Genomic DNA, 16008 nt, shown 5'->3' with positions numbered 1-16008 from the left:
CCACGAAGCAACTCTCTCGTCAGCTACTGGGAAAGAAAAAAACACCCAAGCACCTCTTGAGTGTTACTGAAACAAATCGATCAGGGTCCAAAGACCATTCCAAGTAATATGCAGCAGAATTGGAATCAGCAGGTTATCCGACTTTTTGTAGGCCCAACCATAGGCCAACCCCATTACCGCATAGTAGACGAAAGCGGCGACATTCAAAGGAGCATGAAGTATTGAAAAGAAAGCAGAAGAAAGAAGCAAGCCCCACCAGTTATGGTTAAAGACCCCTTTTTGTAAAAAGCCTCGTATAAAGATTTCCTCTCGGAGTGGTCCAAAGAGACTCGCTTCAAGAAAAAAGGACAGACTGATACCCGTTGCTGTAATAGCATGAATTTCACTGGAAGCCCCTGACTGAGAATGAACGAGCGGGAGATAGAGGGCCATGAATAGGAACATCCCTACAAAAACGACTGCTGCCAGCCCCAATTCTAGCCAGCTTGGAAGCCGTAATGTCGCAATCTTGTCCTTTAGAATCGCATAGAATAAAAGTGCGCAAATCAATATATTCGCGACAATATAGAAAAGCTCGTGTTGGTGAAAATCTCCCTGATTGAGCTGCCAACAAAGGATATTAATAATAAAAGCTCCCAAGGTTCCCGCAAAAAATGACATGGTCTTTTCAAAAAACATGATATACTCCTTTCAAGAAGCACTGTAGACTAAGAACCTGTATTCACAGCTCAGCAACTCTATTCAGGGCTTATTTTTCACTACTCATCGTTGCTTCTTTTCGAAATACAGTCAGTATTCCTTCAAAAAAGCACCTTGATTATCGTAAAATAAGCTCCCGATTAGAATGACTTCGCTTATGAATACAGGTTCTAACTTTCTTGGTTCTCATAACCTAGTCTTGCAGGGTAGGCTGACATCACGATTTCTGCCAAAAAAATCAACGGGAACTCTGTCACTGATTCTCCCGCATAAAGAGCATATCCAAGAAAAAGCAGGGTCGCAACAGATGCTGCTAGTACAAACCACTTTTGATAGCTAGGAATGCGGTATTTTCTCTGCTCTGCTTTCAGCAGGCGATAGGCTTGAATGGTCATGACCAATGTCACTAAACAGATAACCGAAGCGAAAATAGGTACCCAAGTGAAAGCAAATTTTTTCCCAAAAAGCCACGCCAAAAAGAGAGCCAAGTTTAGCAATACCACAATCCAATTTCCTTTTTGCAGTTGTTTTTCCATATTCCTTTTCTCTGTTTCTATTGATGACTTGTCTTGGTAAAGCCGATGTATAGACCAAAATGCTAAGAACGACTGAAAAAAGGTTGTAAAAACATTCCCGTGACAAAAGATATTCCAGATGACGACAACAATCGTTAAGAGCGCAAATCCCAAAGTCTTTTTGGCAAATTGTCCAAAGGAAAGTGTAGCATCTCTTTCCTTCTCTTGGGATGAACGAGGTCGCCACTCAAACCAAGCAAGTATACAATTCACAACTTTATCCAAGTAATTATTATTTATATTATATCACTTTATCCTAGCTTTGCAAGCGTTTTTCTATAAAAAAGCTCCCTTCGTAAGGAGCTTTGTATTGCCTATATCATTCTTTATAAGAGCGGTGCGATAATCTTCATGAGAGCCCCTGCAAAGCGTTTATACCATGGGTAGGTTCGGGCGAAGTCTATCAGCGTAATCCTCTCTGATTGGGCAAAGGATTCTTCAAAATCCTTGTGAATGTCTGCTAGGACTTGACGGTGTTTGTAGATGTAAAGCCCGCATTCAAAATTGAGATAAAAACTGCGGAAGTCCATATTAACTGTACCAACCGTTGCTTTTTTATCGTCAACAAGTACGACCTTAGAATGGACAAAACCAGGTGTGTATTCATAAATCTCAATGCCCGCTTCCAGATAGGTCGGAAAATCTGTCCGTGACGCGAGATAGGCTGACTGCTTATCATAGATGTGCGGTAGCAACAGACGAACCGTTACCCCACGCTTGGCTGCATAGGTCAAATTGTCCATCATTTCATCATCTAAAACAAGATAGGGGGTCATGATATAGATATACTTGGTCGCCGATTGAATCATATCAAGGCAGACACGCTTAGCCACCTCATCTCCGTCAAAGGGACTTTCGCCGTACGGTAGGAAGAAACCTTCTGAATCGATGACTGACTTTTCTTGGTCATGGTGGTCTTTTAGGTATTTCAAGTCATTATTTTGTACTTTTTCATTGAAATTCCACATCTGCAAGAACATGAGGGTAAAATTGGCAACTGCTTCTCCCTTAACCATAATGGCTGCATCTTTCCAGTAACCAAAACGTTCCTTGCGATTGATATATTCATCTGCGATATTGACTCCACCTGTAAAGGCTACCTGACCGTCAATCACTGCAATTTTTCGGTGATCTCGATTGTTTTGAACGGTTGACAAGGCAGGGATAATCTGAGAAAAGACCTTGGCTTTGATACCATATGTTCTCAAGGTTTTGTAGTAATTATAGGGCAACAGAGTCAGAGAATTGGTTCCGTCATACATAAACCGAACTTCCACTCCCTGAGCTGCTTTTTCCTTTAAAATTTCCAAAATCGAATCCCACATGTAGCCAAAATCAACGATAAAATACTCCATAAAAATGTATTTTTCTGCCTTGCGCAACTCCTCCAACAAGGCTTCAAACTTGGCTTCTCCAGATGAGAAATAAGTCGCATCGGTATTCGAATGAAGAGCATAGCCGACATATTGATTCATATAATGCGCCAGTTTTAACTGGTTTTTATCTTGCTCGGCTAGCGCATTTAAGACCTTATACGAGGTATGTCCATACTGACGTAGGAGCAAACTCTGGCGTTTAAAAGTCTTACGGTAGCGCTTGGTTTCAATATTGGACTGTAGAATAAAGTAAAAAAGAGCACCAAAAATGGGAATCCCGATAATAAAGACAATCCAAGTCAATTTAAAGCTGGCATTCATCGGGCGGTTAATCACCGAAATCGCTACAATAATCGAAAAGATTTGTAGTACAGAAAGTAGAGCTGGAGCAAGCACCGTGGCGGAAGTAACCGTCCACAAAATAGCCCCAACCGTCACCACAATCAGTAAAAGAACGATAAAAGTACGGCTATAAATCAAACGCCATAACTTTTTCATGTCAACTCCTTTCATAAGATACGAGAGCGTTAAACAACTCCTAGACAAAATAGGAAATCGAAGCAGGTTGGCTTGCAACCAAAGAGATTTATCTTTTTGTCAGTGAGTTGTAGCTCGAGTTCAGTTTCATAAGATACGAGAGCGTTAAGCAACTCCTAGACAAAATAGGAGATCGAAGCAGGTTGGCTTGCAACCAAAGAGATTTATCTTTTTGTCAGTGAGTTGTAGCTCGAGTTCAGTTTCATAAGATACGAGAGCGTTAAGCAACTCCTAGACAAAATAGGAGATCGAAGCAGGTTGGCTTGCAACCAAAGAGATTTATCTTTTTGTCAGTGAGTTGTAGCTCGAGTTCAGTTTCATAAGATACGAGAGCGTTAAAAGCACACAGTGAAAATAGGAAGTCTGACGAAGAGTAAGCAAACTCTAGGAAGACTTATCTTTTTCACACAGTGCTTAGCTCGAGTTCAGTTTCATAAGATATGAGGGCGTTAAAAAAGCGAATGAAAATTAGGAAACATGACGAAGAAGCAAAGCTTTTAGGAATGTTTATCTATTTTCCGAGCTTTTAGCCCGAATTCAATTACTCAAGATACAAGGGCGTTAAAAGCATACAGTATACCCCTAGGGCAGCCGTATCTGTAAAACGAGCAAGCTCGTAACAGCTACAGCAAAATAGGAAGACTTATCCCTAAAAGGAGCCCCTGCTGTAACCAGCTAAAGCTGGAACATCTGCGTCCCCACTAAAGGGAGCCTCTGCTGTAACCAGCTAAAACTGGAACATCTGCGTCCCCACTAAAGGGAGCCTCAGTTGTAACCAACTAAAGTTGGAACATCTGCGTCCCTTTTTTACATAGCTCTTAGTTCATTTTCCATTCATCCATACTGGTGATTATTTATAATTAAAAACAGTACGTGCGAGAAAATCTGCTAAATTCGGAAACAAGGTATAGCATTTATAGGCAAGTGCCAACGTCCATGGGAGGCTCAATTCCCGCTTTTTGGTCCCCATGACTCCGACAATCTTACATGCTACCTCATCAGGCTGTAATAAGAAAGCCTTGACTGACTCCAAATAAGCTCCTTCTGGATCAGCCTGTTCAAAGAAGGTTGTTGCAATTGGTCCCGGATTGACCGTAGTTACCACGACATTAGACGCCGCTAGCTCTAAACGCAGGGCATTTGAAAAACCAATGGCCGCAAACTTGGTCGCTGAATAGACCGAGGACTTGCTAGAAGCAATTAACCCTGCCATGCTGACGATATTGATAATCTGACCTTTTTGCGCCTGCTTCATCTGCTCACCAACCAAGCGGGACAAGGTCATCAGAGCGAAAGTATTGATTTCAAACATTTCCCGCACTTCCCGACTCGAAAAATCTTTAAAATCTGCAAAGCGACCATAGCCTGCATTATTGACCAAGATATCAATACCCCCAACTTGTTCCTCTAGCTGACTGAGCAAGTCTTTCAAGGCAGCCTCATCCCGAAGATCCGTATCACAGACCAACTTGTTGGCATGACTGGCATAAAGGCGCTCCATTTTTGCCTTATCGCGCCCCAGTAAAATCAGAAAATCATCCGCCAAAAGCGGCACCATAGCTTGGACTAGACCACCAGAAGCCCCTGTTATCAGAATCTTCCTCATACTTCAACCTCTTCTAAATCTTTGACAATATAAACCTGTTCAAAAATACTGCTAGCGTCCCTGCGAAGCTGGCTGATGTCCTTGGACAAAAAGCGCGGACTAATATGGTTGAGCAACAAACGCTTTGCCCCCGCATCTTTTGCGACGAGAGCTGCCTCCATATTCGTTGAATGTCCGTGCTTACGAGCAATCGCCTCATCCCCCTTGCCATAAGTCGACTCATGCACCAGCACATCTGCATTCACTCCAAGACGAACACTGGCATGACATTTGCGTGTATCGCCCAAAATGGTCACAATTTTCCCTGGACGCGGTGGCGACACATAGTCACTTGCGATAATTTCTGTCCCGTCCTCCAAGACGACATTCTCACCATTTTTTACTCGACCAAAGAGGGGGCCAAATGGTACACCCGCCGCTCGAAGCGCTTCTGCATCAAGCGTTCCTTCCAAGTCTTTTTGCATAACACGATAGCCGACACACGGTATGGTATGGTCTAGCTTATCGGCAAATACCGTAAATTTGTCGTTCTCTAGCACCTTGTCCACTTGATCCACCTCAAACTCATGAAAATGAATTCGATACGGCAAACGAGAACCAGATACTTTCAGACTGGTCAAGACAAACTGGCGAATGCCTGTCGGTCCATAAATCTCAATATCCGTCTGCTCTTCATTGCCCTGAAAGGAACGGCTAGATAAAAAGCCAGGAAGCCCAAAGATGTGATCGCCATGCAAGTGGGTAATAAAAATCTTACTCACCTTGCGCGGACGAATGCTGGTTTCTAAAATCTGATTCTGCGTACCTTCTCCACAATCAAATAACCAGACTTCATTGATTTCATCGAGTAATTTCAGTGCCAAGCTCGACACATTGCGTGATTTGGAGGGTTGACCCGCTCCTGTTCCTAAAAATTGAATATACATAAACTTCTTTCTATTGTTGAATATAGATGATCGCTGTCAGCCCTGACCAAGCATAGTAGGCTTGCCCTTGATAGGCACTTGCAGCCTCTACAACCTCCTCTTGATTCAAGCCTGAAATCCGCACCCAATCCGCACTTGTGGCAATTTCCGTCAAGAGATAAGTGCTTTCTACCATTTCAAGTCCTTCCTCGTCTATCGCCATCGGCTGCATAAAAATCATCTCATCCTTGACAAAAACCGTGTAATGTGGGAAAACCTGTGCCACCTCAAACAGAAGACTGGGGGTGATTTCTTCCTCATTTTCTGCAAATACACAAGCCACTTCCTGCTCGTTCTGATAGGCAAAGCCAAAAGATTTTCCTGATAGATTCAAGCGAATAAAAGGCTTTTCTTCAGCAAAAGAGGGGTGTTCCGTGCAGAGTTTGAGTTCCCTAGATAGTTCAAGATAATACTCTGTCGCAGCTTGCGGGCTTCTCTTTTGATAGATTTCAGCAAAATAGGCATTGATAACAGAAGGTGGCGGTGTGATAAAGGATAACTTCTGGCTGTCGTTCAATTCATTCAGTTGCCGCGTCAAGTAAACCCTATCAAGACTGGTAAAGCCACCGTATTTCAAGGCTAAATCAATATAGTCCATTTTCAAATCCCTCTAATTTCCACTTGTGTTCCCTAGCAATGTAACCCTTGATGATTTCGACATCGTCCTCGTAAAACCGCTTGTCTATCAAGCAAATCAGCCCCAAGTCATGAAGCTTATAGCTGTCTTTTAAAGGGACGCGAATCTCAAAAGGCTCAAACATGGTCTTAATCTTCGCTAAGACCATCATCTGGATATGGGATTTGGCATTCTCATCTTTGGCAGACAGCATGACATGCGGAAATTGACTCGGTGTAAAGCTGTCATCTGTCTTATCTAATTTATTATAAAGGGCGAGGCGGGGAATGTCCAACATCTCCAACTCTTGCAAAATCCCCAAGACCACTTCTTCTTGTTCTGCATGATTGGGGTCAGAAGCATCAATAATGTGGAGTAGCAAATCCACGTTCATCGATTCTTCAAGGGTTGATTTAAAGGCGGAAATCAACTCTGTCGGTAAATCCTGGATAAATCCAACCGTATCCGTCACCGTTACTTGGAAGGTATCGGACAGCTGTACCTGCTTAGTCGTGGCGTCCAAAGTTGCAAACAATTCATCTGCCTCATACTGGCGCTTATCTGTCAGAGCATTCATAATCGTAGACTTTCCCGCATTGGTATAGCCGATTAGTCCGATTTTAAAAATGCCTGATTGAAGTCTACGTTCCCGCACCGTTGCTCGATTTTTCTCTACAATTTTTAGCTGGCGTTCGATATCTGCAATCTGGTTCCGAATACTACGGCGGTTGAGCTCCAGCTGGCTCTCACCAGGACCACGTGAACCAATTCCACCCGCCTGACGGCTGAGCATGATTCCCTGACCAATTAAACGGGGGAGCATATATTTCAACTGAGCCAAATGCACCTGCAATTTCCCCTCATGGCTTCTTGCCCGCATGGCAAAAATATCAAGAATCAACTGCATACGGTCAATGACCTTAACACCCAAAATCTCCTCTAAATTCACATTCTGGCGCGGTGTCAAACGGTTATTGACAATGACGGTATCAACATCATCTGCTTCCACCATGAGCTTGATTTCTTCTAATTTTCCTGAGCCGATAAAGGTCTTACTGTCGTACTTTTCCCGCTTCTGGGTGTAGCTACCTTTTACAACTGCACCAGCTGTTTTAGCAAGACTCGCAAGTTCTTCCATAGACATGACAAAGTTTTCTGTCTGCTGCAGTTCTACTCCAATCAGCAAGGCACGCTCTTCTTCTTTTCTCGTTTCAATCATGATTTTTCCTCTAAAAATTCCGTTACTCGTTGGAAAATCTGGTCCTTGAATCCCTCTTCAGATACGAAATCAAACGCTACCTGCATGCGGTTACGAAACCACGTCAATTGGCGTTTGGCAAAGCGGCGGGTGTTTTGCTTGACCTTGTCAATCGCTTCTGTGACAGTTATCTCCCCTTTAAAATAAGGAAACCATTCCTTGTATCCAATTCCCAAACTAGCTTGCGCAGCCGGATAGGTTTCGTAGAGCCACTTGGCTTCTTCTAGCAAGCCGACTTCCACCATCTGATCCACACGCTGGTTAATCCGTTCATATAAGACAGCTCGTTCATCTGACAGACCAATCACTAAGGCTTCATAAGATGGTTCTTGATTTTCCAACTCTTGACCAAAATGCGCCAACTCCAGCTGTCTCATAGCACGACGGCGGTTGATTTGGGGAATATCAATTCCCAGCTCTGTTATTTTCCCAAATAAACACTCATCTGACCACATCTCTAGCTCTTTTCGGTAAGCAAGAATCTCCTCATGTGCCACCTGTCCACCCAAATGATAGCCCTCAAGCAGACTTTGAATATAAAGACCTGTGCCACCAACGATAATTGGGAGCTTGCCTCTTTCAGCAAGTTCCGCAATCAACTGGCTAGCTTCTGCTACAAAATCATAGGCAGAATAGCCTTCTGTCACATCACGTACATCAATCAAATGGTGGGGCGCAAGGCTCTGCTCTTCCTTAGTTGCCTTAGCTGTTCCAATATCTAATTGCCGGTAGACCTGCTGGCTGTCACCACTAATAATCTCACCATTATAGCGCTGTGCAAGCTCAATTCCCAGGGCAGTTTTCCCCACCGCAGTCGGTCCTACTACTACTATTATCTTTGTTTTCATCTTTTTCCTTGAAAATTTTTTGTTTTTTCGCTACAATCTATTATAACATAAGTAAAGGAGAAAGAACTATGGCTAAAGGTTTTGGAAAAGGTTTCTTAACAGGAGTTGCTAGCACAGTCGCTCTTGCTGCAGGTGCTGTCTTTACGATTCATAAAACAATCATTGAACCTGAAGAAAAGAAAGAAGCGTTCATCGAAGAAAATCGCAAAAAAGCAGCACGCCGCCGTGTCGCACATTAAAAAAATGCTCCAGTGGAGCATTTTTTCACGAGCCTGAAAATCAAAAAGCGAGTTGGGAGTGGGACAGAAATCGGTAACTCGTTAGAGTTCGATTTCGTTGTCCCATCCCCGCAAGTTGACTAGCTTTCACAATTAAGAATTGTGAAAGGTTGGAAATAGAGCTAGCGAACATTTCGCTAGCCTCTTCTACTAGAATGTTGATTTATCAACATTTTACAAACCAGACAACTGCTGCGCTAAACTGTTAAAACTATGTAACGTAACGAGGTAAGAGACTTTTGTCTCAACCTCGTTTTTTCACAAGCTTGGAAACAAGAAAGCAAGCCTAGCTGTTCAAGCGATAAACGAAACGAAGTCAGGAACTATTTGTCCCAACTTCGTTTCGTTTTATTTTGAGTCGCTTTTATTAGACAATCACATCTTCTTTTTCGATTAAGAAAATGGTAAACATCATAGCAAGGGTCACTATGAGTAAACTGATAACAAGCGGAACCCACGACGCCGCAATAGAGTAGCTATAGCCTAGAGCAGCTGGTCCTACTGCTGCAATCAAGTAGCCTCCTGTCTGTACCATCCCTGATAAGCGAGCCGTTGCTTGACTATTACTGGTTTTTAGAGACAGCGACAACATCATGTAAGGGAACAAAGCGCTGACAGATAAACCCAGCAAGAGATGAATGATCAACCACGTGATAAACGTTGTTGGCGCAAATAACATCAGGACGAGACCCATTAGGGTTAGGCAAGATAAGCCAGTCATCATGATTGCTCGTTGCTCTTTTTTCAGGCGTGAGACAATTCCAGGAATCACCATAGAAACAGGTATACTCACCAAACTAAAAATCCCAGCTAAAAATCCTGCCTGATTTTGAGCTAAACCTGCGGTTTGTGCCATCGTTGGCAACCAGGTTAACTCGGTGTAAAAAAGCATGGATTGCAGACCACTAAAGACTAGAAAAATCACCGCAGCCTTGTTTTTCCAGAGCGAACCCGTTGCCTGCTCCTGCACTTGCACTTTTTCTTCTACCCGATGATTTTCTTTCATATTCGGCAGCCAACTGATAAAGGCTAGTCCAATAAGACCTGTCACCAAGATGATAAAGAAAGACCATGAAGTCGCTGCCGCAATGGGAACAGCAACCATTGAGGCTACCGTAGACATAGTCCCCATCATTGTAATGTATAAGGTGGTATAAAGACCAATCTTATGCGGAAAACTGGCTGCAACGATACTGGGCAACAGTACATTGATTACAGCGATTGTTGCCCCTACTAGAATCGTCCCCAAATATAAAAAAGGAAGGTTGACAATCCGCAACAGCGAGCCGATACCCATAGCGAGTAATACTCCACCCATCAACCGCTCCATACCAAAGCGATTGGCTAATTTAGGGGCAACAGATGAACAGAGAGCAAACATCAATAGCGGAATAGACGTGAGGATTCCCAAGTCACTTACCGAGACACCCAAGCTACTTGCAATGTCTGTCAAAATCGGAGGAATGGCTGTAATCGGCACGCGCATCACCGCTCCTAACATCACGATTCCTACTGCAATAAAGACTGATTGTTTCTTCATGTAAACCTCATTTTCTAGCTTTTACTTTAGTCATTATACCATATTTCAAAGAAAGAAAATAGGCTAGAAAAGCATTCTTATCAGATATAGTCTTCGACTATAGCATTTCTTTCAAAATAACTATTTTCCATTTTCGCCTACTTTCGATAGAATAAAAACATCAACGAGAAATGGAGAAACGAACATGACAAGATCAAGATTTCAACTCGTAGGCTCACTCCTACGTCCAGCTGATTTACGGGACTACAAGACTCAAATCGAGCACCGTGATGACATCAACTATCCTTTCTATCAAGATTTTCCAGGCTACCAAGAAACAGAAACGAAGGATATCAAAGCAATTATCGCTGAACAAAAGGAAAATGGCATTGATATTGTGACAGATGGTGAATATTCAAAATCAATGTGGCATCTTGACTTTATCTGGGGTTTCAAAGGTATCGAGCGCTATATCGCAGAGCATGGTTATACCTTTAAGGATCATGACGGTGGACATTTTGAAACACGTAAGGATATTGGTATTCGCATTACGGAAGAATTATCTGGAAAAAACCACCATTTTATTGACATTTATAAACTGGTGCAAGCTGAAGCAGGAGATACTGCAACAAAACTAACCGTTTGGGGACCTGCCCATGCCTTCACTGAACTCTCTGTCTTTGACCGCCTATATGGAGAAGGGCAGATTTACCCAACAGCAGAGGCATTACAGGCTGGAGTTGTCAAGGCTTATAAAGAATTTCTTGAAGATTACAAGACTGCTGGTGGTAAGATTATCCAATTCGATGACTGTCTCTGGGAATTATTTGATGAAAACAACCCAGCTAGCTTTTTTGCGGACGGCAATGCTGCTCTGTCTGATTTGGCAGATTCCTTTGTCGCTCTCAATAATGAGGTAGTCGACTTCGCCCATGAACTTGGCTTGACAGTTTGGACTCACAACTGCCGAGGAAACTACGAAAGCCGTCATGCAGCTGGTGGTACCTATGAAGCTATCGCGCAGAAATTCCTCCGTGACCAACACTATGACCGCTTCTTCCTTGAATGGGATGATGAGCGTGCTGGAGATTTAAAAGCCCTGGAAAGCCTCAAAGATTCCAAAGCTGAAATCGTCTTAGGCCTCCTCTCTAGTAAGACAAACACCCTAGATGATGAAGAACGTGTCTACCAATTACTCGAGCAAGCTAGTCAAATCATTCCAAAAGAGCGTCTCTTCCTTTCTCACCAATGTGGCTTCGCCTCATGCGATTCCGGAAATGAATTGTCTGCTGTTGAACAATGGGCTAAAATCAAACAAGGCCAAGAGATTGCAGAAAAATTCTGGGCAAATTAAAATCCCCCTATATATAGTGGATTGAAAAAGGAATAGGACAAAGCAAGGAGCTACAGATAGAGCTGGCGTCCAGCAAAGCGACTTAACGATCTCCTAACCTTTATTCAATTCCCTATAACATGCGAAAAGCATAGAGACCTACCTGTTTCTATGCTTTTCTTCTGTCCTCTAAAAGAAAATACTGAACCGCATCCGCTTCTCGTCAATCGCTTCAAAACGATAGGCCAACTGGTGCTGATCTAAAATCTGTTGCACAATAAAGAGACCTAGGCCCGTTCCACCGTCCTTGCGACTACGACTGTAATCCGGTCGATAAAAGGGTTGAAAAATCTGTTTGATTTGCTCCTCACTTAAGATTTTTTCCGCCTCATTTTCAATGATTAACTGATCTTGGTCTACGGATAAACGAATGTCTCCACCAGCTTTTGTATAATGAAAGGCATTGTCTAAAATATTCTTGATTGCCTTAAGTAGATAAGTTTGATTTCCTTCTATCTCTACTGGTGAAATCTTTGCGACAAATCGATAGCCCTGTACGGTAGCCAAGGTATAGTAAAATTCAACCTGCTCATCTAGGACATCTGATAAGGAAAAGACACTGGTTTGTTCTTCTACATTTTGCATTTCTAACTTGGAAATTGCTAAAATCGATTGGACAAGCTGGGACTGCTCTTCCAGCATTTCACGACATTTTTTGAGGTACTTGTCTCGATCCTTAAAATCACCAATTCCATAAATCATCCCATCGACAATACCAAGCATACCTGCAATCGGTGTCTTAAGTTCATGCGAGGTCATCCGTAAAAATTCTGCCTTACTTCGCTCACTTTCTGCAGTTTTCTCGTTTTCCAGCCGTAAGGCTTCCATATTACGCAAAAGACTCTCGTAAAGCGTATTAACATCTTGCGCTAAATCGGCAATTTCATCGTTTCCATTTACTTGACAAAAAACATCTGGAGATAGGCTCACCATTTTTCGAGTTGTCGCAGAAATCTGTTTGAGGCGTTTGGTCGAAATTCGACTATAGATAAAGGAAAGAACGATTCCTAGACATAGAGAAAAGAGCAATAAATAAGGTGATAACTCAAACAGCACCTGACTGGCATCCGAAACGGGTTGTAGAGAATATTCGCCTTCTAAAGTATAACTTTGACCGTCCGCATCTGTGATGACTTCTTTTAATTGGGCCCGCTCATTATCTGCTGCAATAAAGGGGCTGACCTGAACTGCTACCCCCTCATCTGAGGCTTCTATCTTTGGATAGTAGAGTTTTCCTGTCGCATCCGTCAAAGCATACCACATGCGCAGATTCTTTTTATCGTAATAGGTGAGAAGAGCCTCGATTTCCTCTTCAGATTTCCCTTGAATGCTTTGGGAAACTTGGCTAAATTCCTGCGTTACTTCTGCTGTTTTCACTGATTGGTAGTAAATCGGCATGACAAAATACAAAGTTGTCAGTAAAGTCGCTACGACAATAAAGACCATCCCACTCGTCAAGAGAAAGTGTTTTTTAGCGATTTTCACTAGTTATCTCTCCCCAACTGATAGCCCATACCAGTAATCGTCACCAAAGGAATACCTGGTATCTTCTTACGAATATTTTTGATGTGGTTATCCAGAACCCGCGTATCTAATTCGCTATAGCCCCAGATAACATCCATCAATTGCTCTCTGGTCACAAGGTGGTACTTGCGTTTGGCAAGGGTTTCGATCAATTCATACTCTGTCTTTGTCGGGGACATTTTCTCCCCTTTCCAATAGACAGTACAATCTTCTAAGGATACGCGTAAATCATCGATGATAATTTCAGAATAGGTGATGGAACTGCGTAAAATATTTTCAATTCGCTTCATCAAAATCAGAGGTGAAAACGGTTTAGTCACATAATCACTGATTAAGTGGTTGAAGCTGACAAGCTGGGTATATTCATCATCAAGAGCTGTCAACATCATCACTGGAACCTGAGAAGTCTTCCGAATTTCTTTCAAAACATCTAGCCCACTGACGGTCGGTAGCATAATATCTAGGAGAATCAAGTCAAAGCTGTCTTGTGCAAAATAATTCAACGCTTCTTTGCCATCTACTGCTGCCTCTACTTGATACCCATGTTCTTTTAAAAATTCACAAATGACTTGGTTGATGGTTGCATCGTCTTCAACCACTAAAATTTTGTACATTCCCTTTCTCCTTTTCCTACTCTAATGGTTTTTTTGAAAAAAAGTTCCCGCTTTAATTATACACTAGTTTCAAGAAACTTTCTGTTCATGACTCAAAAAACAGACAAAGTACAGATAGTTTTTTTGACATTTCTTATACAAAAGCGGCCGAATCGTTTATTCCCATTCAGCCTGCTCTTTTCTTTTTAAAACTTCTATCAGCGAAACTGACCGTTTCGCAAGGTCAACTGCACGTCTGCCATATTGGCCAGAGCTTTACTATGGGTCACCATAATAACACATTTTTTCTCTTCATGAGCAATGGTTTTTAGATGTTCTACAATATCGATTGCAATATCTTCATCCAAATTACCAGTTGGCTCATCTAGCAGCATGACATTGGCACTTGAAACCAAAGAACGTGCAATAGCTACCCGTTGTTGCTGTCCACCTGATAGTTGTAAGATATTCCGATGAATCTGCTCTTGAGATAAGCCCAAATCGAGCAGGACCTGAGAATCAGCTTTTTTATTGACCAAGCGAATATTTTCCAAAGGCGTGAGATAGTCCAGTAAATTGTAATTTTGAAAAACTAAGGATACATGGTTTCTCCGATAGGCTTGATAGCCAATTTCCCTGACATCTTGACCATCTAGCAAGACCTGACCTGAAGTTGGCTTATCTAGACCTGCTAACAGCGATAACAAGGTGGTCTTTCCAGTTCCTGAATGGCCGACAATAGAATAAAAAGTTCCTTCCTCAAATTGGTAATTCAAATTTTGAAAAACGGATTGTTTACTAATACTCGCATAGGTATACGATAAATCTTTAATCGCTAACATACTCTTCTCCTTATGAAATCTTCGTTAAAATATCTTTTGGCTTGTAGGATATCAGCGGTATGCTTGCAATGACAATTCCGACGATAATCAAGCCAGCGCATACGACCAACATCCGAGACAATTCTGCTGGTGTAAACTGAACTTGGAAATGCTTAACTGTTTGCATAATCAAGTCCGTTTGACTATCTGCACCAAGACTATAGCCTCCTAGCTGTTTCAAAATGTCCGCACGTACTGTTTTCGCAACAGAGTCCACCGTCTGGTTAGCAAACAATTGACCCATTCCTTGTCCTAAAAGACTAGCAACCGCAAAAGCCGGAAGAGCTAAGAGAATGTTTTCAAGGATGTGCTGGGCCATAATATCCCATTTTGAACGACCAAGTGCTAGGAGCACACCCGATTCACGTAAACGGCTTTGACTATTAAAAATCAAGAGCAAGATGAGTACGATAGCACTTGTGATAATTGTCCCAATTAAGAGCCGTTTGACCGTTTTTTGCAAGAGGACAATACTCCGATTATAGGATTTTAGAGCAGGATTTTGCTCGGTTAATTGATAATTTTGCCAGTTAACTGTATCAACTGTCTGTTTAACATTGGCTATGAAAGCCTTGGTATCTGCAGATTTTTTCAAGGTATAGGTCGCTTCACTATAGAGCGTTTTTCCTGTTTCAAAACCAAATAATTCGCTAGCCAATGTCGTATCGGATAAGAGGGTATTGGAGACTAGTTCATCACTATAGTTGGGCCTATTGAAGGTTTTTCCTTTGAAAATCCCAATGATTTCTGCTTGAATCGGTGTCTTATCTGTCCCAATATAGCGAATCGGGTCACGACCAAGTGTCAACTGATCGCCTACTTTTAAATGGTTATGCTTGGCAAAATCTTCATGGACAATCACCTTATGCTTGTCTCCTGCAGTGATATGCCGACCACTGACAAGACTGAGCATGCCGGTTGTAAAACGGTTATCTTTCTCACTGGTCGAAATTCCCTCAACATTGACAACTGTTGCAAGATTTCCAGGACGATAATCCCCTTCGCGTGTCCCAATAGGAACAGGTTTTGCATTTTCTAAACTAGCAAAGGAAGAAACGGATGAGACAAAACTCTCTACATCTGGATGGTGGCTAATTTCTTGAAGCGCTTTTTCAGATAATTCTCCTGATCCATATCCGTCTCCAACAAAAATGTTGCTAGCCGATAGGGTAACTGTTTGGGCAATATTATTTTTTTCGATAATCTTTCCTGACATAGACTTAGATAGGGCCATGACCGCCACTAAGAAGCTAGCAACTGTGGCAAATAGGAAAAAGGTAACCAGATTTCTAACTATTTTTCGTCGTACATAATATAATGCTCTCGTAATAAATGACATG

15 protein-coding genes are annotated in these 16008 nt (G+C 42.3%); 2 read left to right on the top strand and 13 right to left on the bottom strand.

Translation table 11 applies throughout. From position 1 onward, the window contains the following. Positions 1–63: 63 nt before the first annotated feature. The 8 genes from CHF41_RS05445 to miaA form a co-directional block, all read right to left on the bottom strand. Positions 64–678 carry a CPBP family intramembrane glutamic endopeptidase gene (locus CHF41_RS05445; protein WP_119876340.1) on the bottom strand — a complete coding sequence of 205 codons (615 nt, stop codon included), beginning with the start codon at positions 676–678 and terminating at the stop codon, positions 64–66. Between the two features lie 191 nt (positions 679–869). Continuing rightward, a complete protein-coding gene (locus CHF41_RS05440; RefSeq protein WP_119876339.1) occupies positions 870–1235 on the bottom strand; it encodes a hypothetical protein in 366 nt (121 codons plus the stop codon). A 365-nt stretch (positions 1236–1600) separates the two neighbouring features. Continuing rightward, on the bottom strand, positions 1601–3148 hold the full coding sequence (gene cls / locus CHF41_RS05435) for a cardiolipin synthase (protein WP_119876338.1): 1548 nt from the start codon (positions 3146–3148) through the stop codon (positions 1601–1603). Positions 3149–4037: 889 nt separating this feature from the next. Continuing rightward, on the bottom strand, positions 4038–4793 hold the full coding sequence (locus tag CHF41_RS05430) for an SDR family NAD(P)-dependent oxidoreductase (RefSeq protein WP_119876337.1): 756 nt from the start codon (positions 4791–4793) through the stop codon (positions 4038–4040). Then, positions 4790–5719, bottom strand: coding sequence for a ribonuclease Z (gene rnz, locus CHF41_RS05425; RefSeq protein WP_119876336.1), 930 nt, complete (start codon positions 5717–5719; stop codon positions 4790–4792). The genes CHF41_RS05430 and rnz overlap by 4 nt, the downstream gene beginning before the upstream one ends. Before the next feature lie 10 nt (positions 5720–5729). Continuing rightward, on the bottom strand, positions 5730–6356 hold the full coding sequence (locus tag CHF41_RS05420) for a cystathionine beta-lyase (protein ID WP_119876335.1): 627 nt from the start codon (positions 6354–6356) through the stop codon (positions 5730–5732). Next, on the bottom strand, positions 6343–7593 hold the full coding sequence (hflX, locus tag CHF41_RS05415; protein ID WP_119876334.1) for a GTPase HflX: 1251 nt from the start codon (positions 7591–7593) through the stop codon (positions 6343–6345). Before hflX ends, CHF41_RS05420 begins: the two co-directional genes overlap by 14 nt. Next, positions 7590–8480 (bottom strand): tRNA (adenosine(37)-N6)-dimethylallyltransferase MiaA, encoded by an 891-nt coding sequence (gene miaA / locus CHF41_RS05410; RefSeq protein ID WP_119876333.1) that lies wholly within the window; start codon positions 8478–8480, stop codon positions 7590–7592. The genes hflX and miaA overlap by 4 nt, the downstream gene beginning before the upstream one ends. A 68-nt stretch (positions 8481–8548) precedes the next feature. Between miaA and CHF41_RS05405 the strand changes: the two genes are divergently transcribed. Continuing rightward, a complete protein-coding gene (locus CHF41_RS05405) occupies positions 8549–8719 on the top strand; it encodes a DUF3042 family protein (protein WP_082815611.1) in 171 nt (56 codons plus the stop codon). A gap of 406 nt (positions 8720–9125) precedes the next feature. Here the strand turns inward: CHF41_RS05405 and CHF41_RS05400 are convergent, their stop codons facing one another. Then, positions 9126–10298 carry an MFS transporter gene (locus CHF41_RS05400; protein WP_119876332.1) on the bottom strand — a complete coding sequence of 391 codons (1173 nt, stop codon included), beginning with the start codon at positions 10296–10298 and terminating at the stop codon, positions 9126–9128. 184 nt (positions 10299–10482) lie between these two features. Here CHF41_RS05400 and CHF41_RS05395 point away from each other — a divergent pair, with 184 nt between their 5' ends. Then, on the top strand, positions 10483–11631 hold the full coding sequence (locus CHF41_RS05395; protein ID WP_119876331.1) for a cobalamin-independent methionine synthase II family protein: 1149 nt from the start codon (positions 10483–10485) through the stop codon (positions 11629–11631). Between the two features lie 168 nt (positions 11632–11799). Here CHF41_RS05395 and CHF41_RS05390 read toward each other — a convergent pair whose 3' ends face one another. From CHF41_RS05390 to CHF41_RS05375, 4 genes are all read right to left on the bottom strand, one after another. Next, entirely contained in the window at positions 11800–13155 is a 1356-nt protein-coding gene (locus tag CHF41_RS05390; protein ID WP_119876330.1) for a HAMP domain-containing sensor histidine kinase, read from the bottom strand. Continuing rightward, a complete protein-coding gene (locus CHF41_RS05385; RefSeq protein ID WP_119876329.1) occupies positions 13155–13808 on the bottom strand; it encodes a response regulator transcription factor in 654 nt (217 codons plus the stop codon). Before CHF41_RS05385 ends, CHF41_RS05390 begins: the two co-directional genes overlap by 1 nt. 197 nt (positions 13809–14005) lie before the next feature. Further along, complete coding sequence (locus CHF41_RS05380) at positions 14006–14629, bottom strand: ABC transporter ATP-binding protein (RefSeq protein ID WP_119876328.1); 624 nt, start codon at positions 14627–14629, stop codon at positions 14006–14008. 10 nt (positions 14630–14639) lie between these two features. Continuing rightward, complete coding sequence (locus CHF41_RS05375) at positions 14640–16007, bottom strand: ABC transporter permease (RefSeq protein ID WP_119876327.1); 1368 nt, start codon at positions 16005–16007, stop codon at positions 14640–14642. Position 16008: the final 1 nt, after the last annotated feature.

The sequence above is a fragment of the Streptococcus respiraculi genome, assembly GCF_003595525.1.
GTDB classification, from domain to species: Bacteria; Bacillota; Bacilli; order Lactobacillales; family Streptococcaceae; genus Streptococcus; species Streptococcus respiraculi.
The sequence above is the reverse complement of the archived record's forward strand: the minus strand, read 5'-3'. Positions and strand labels throughout refer to the sequence as shown.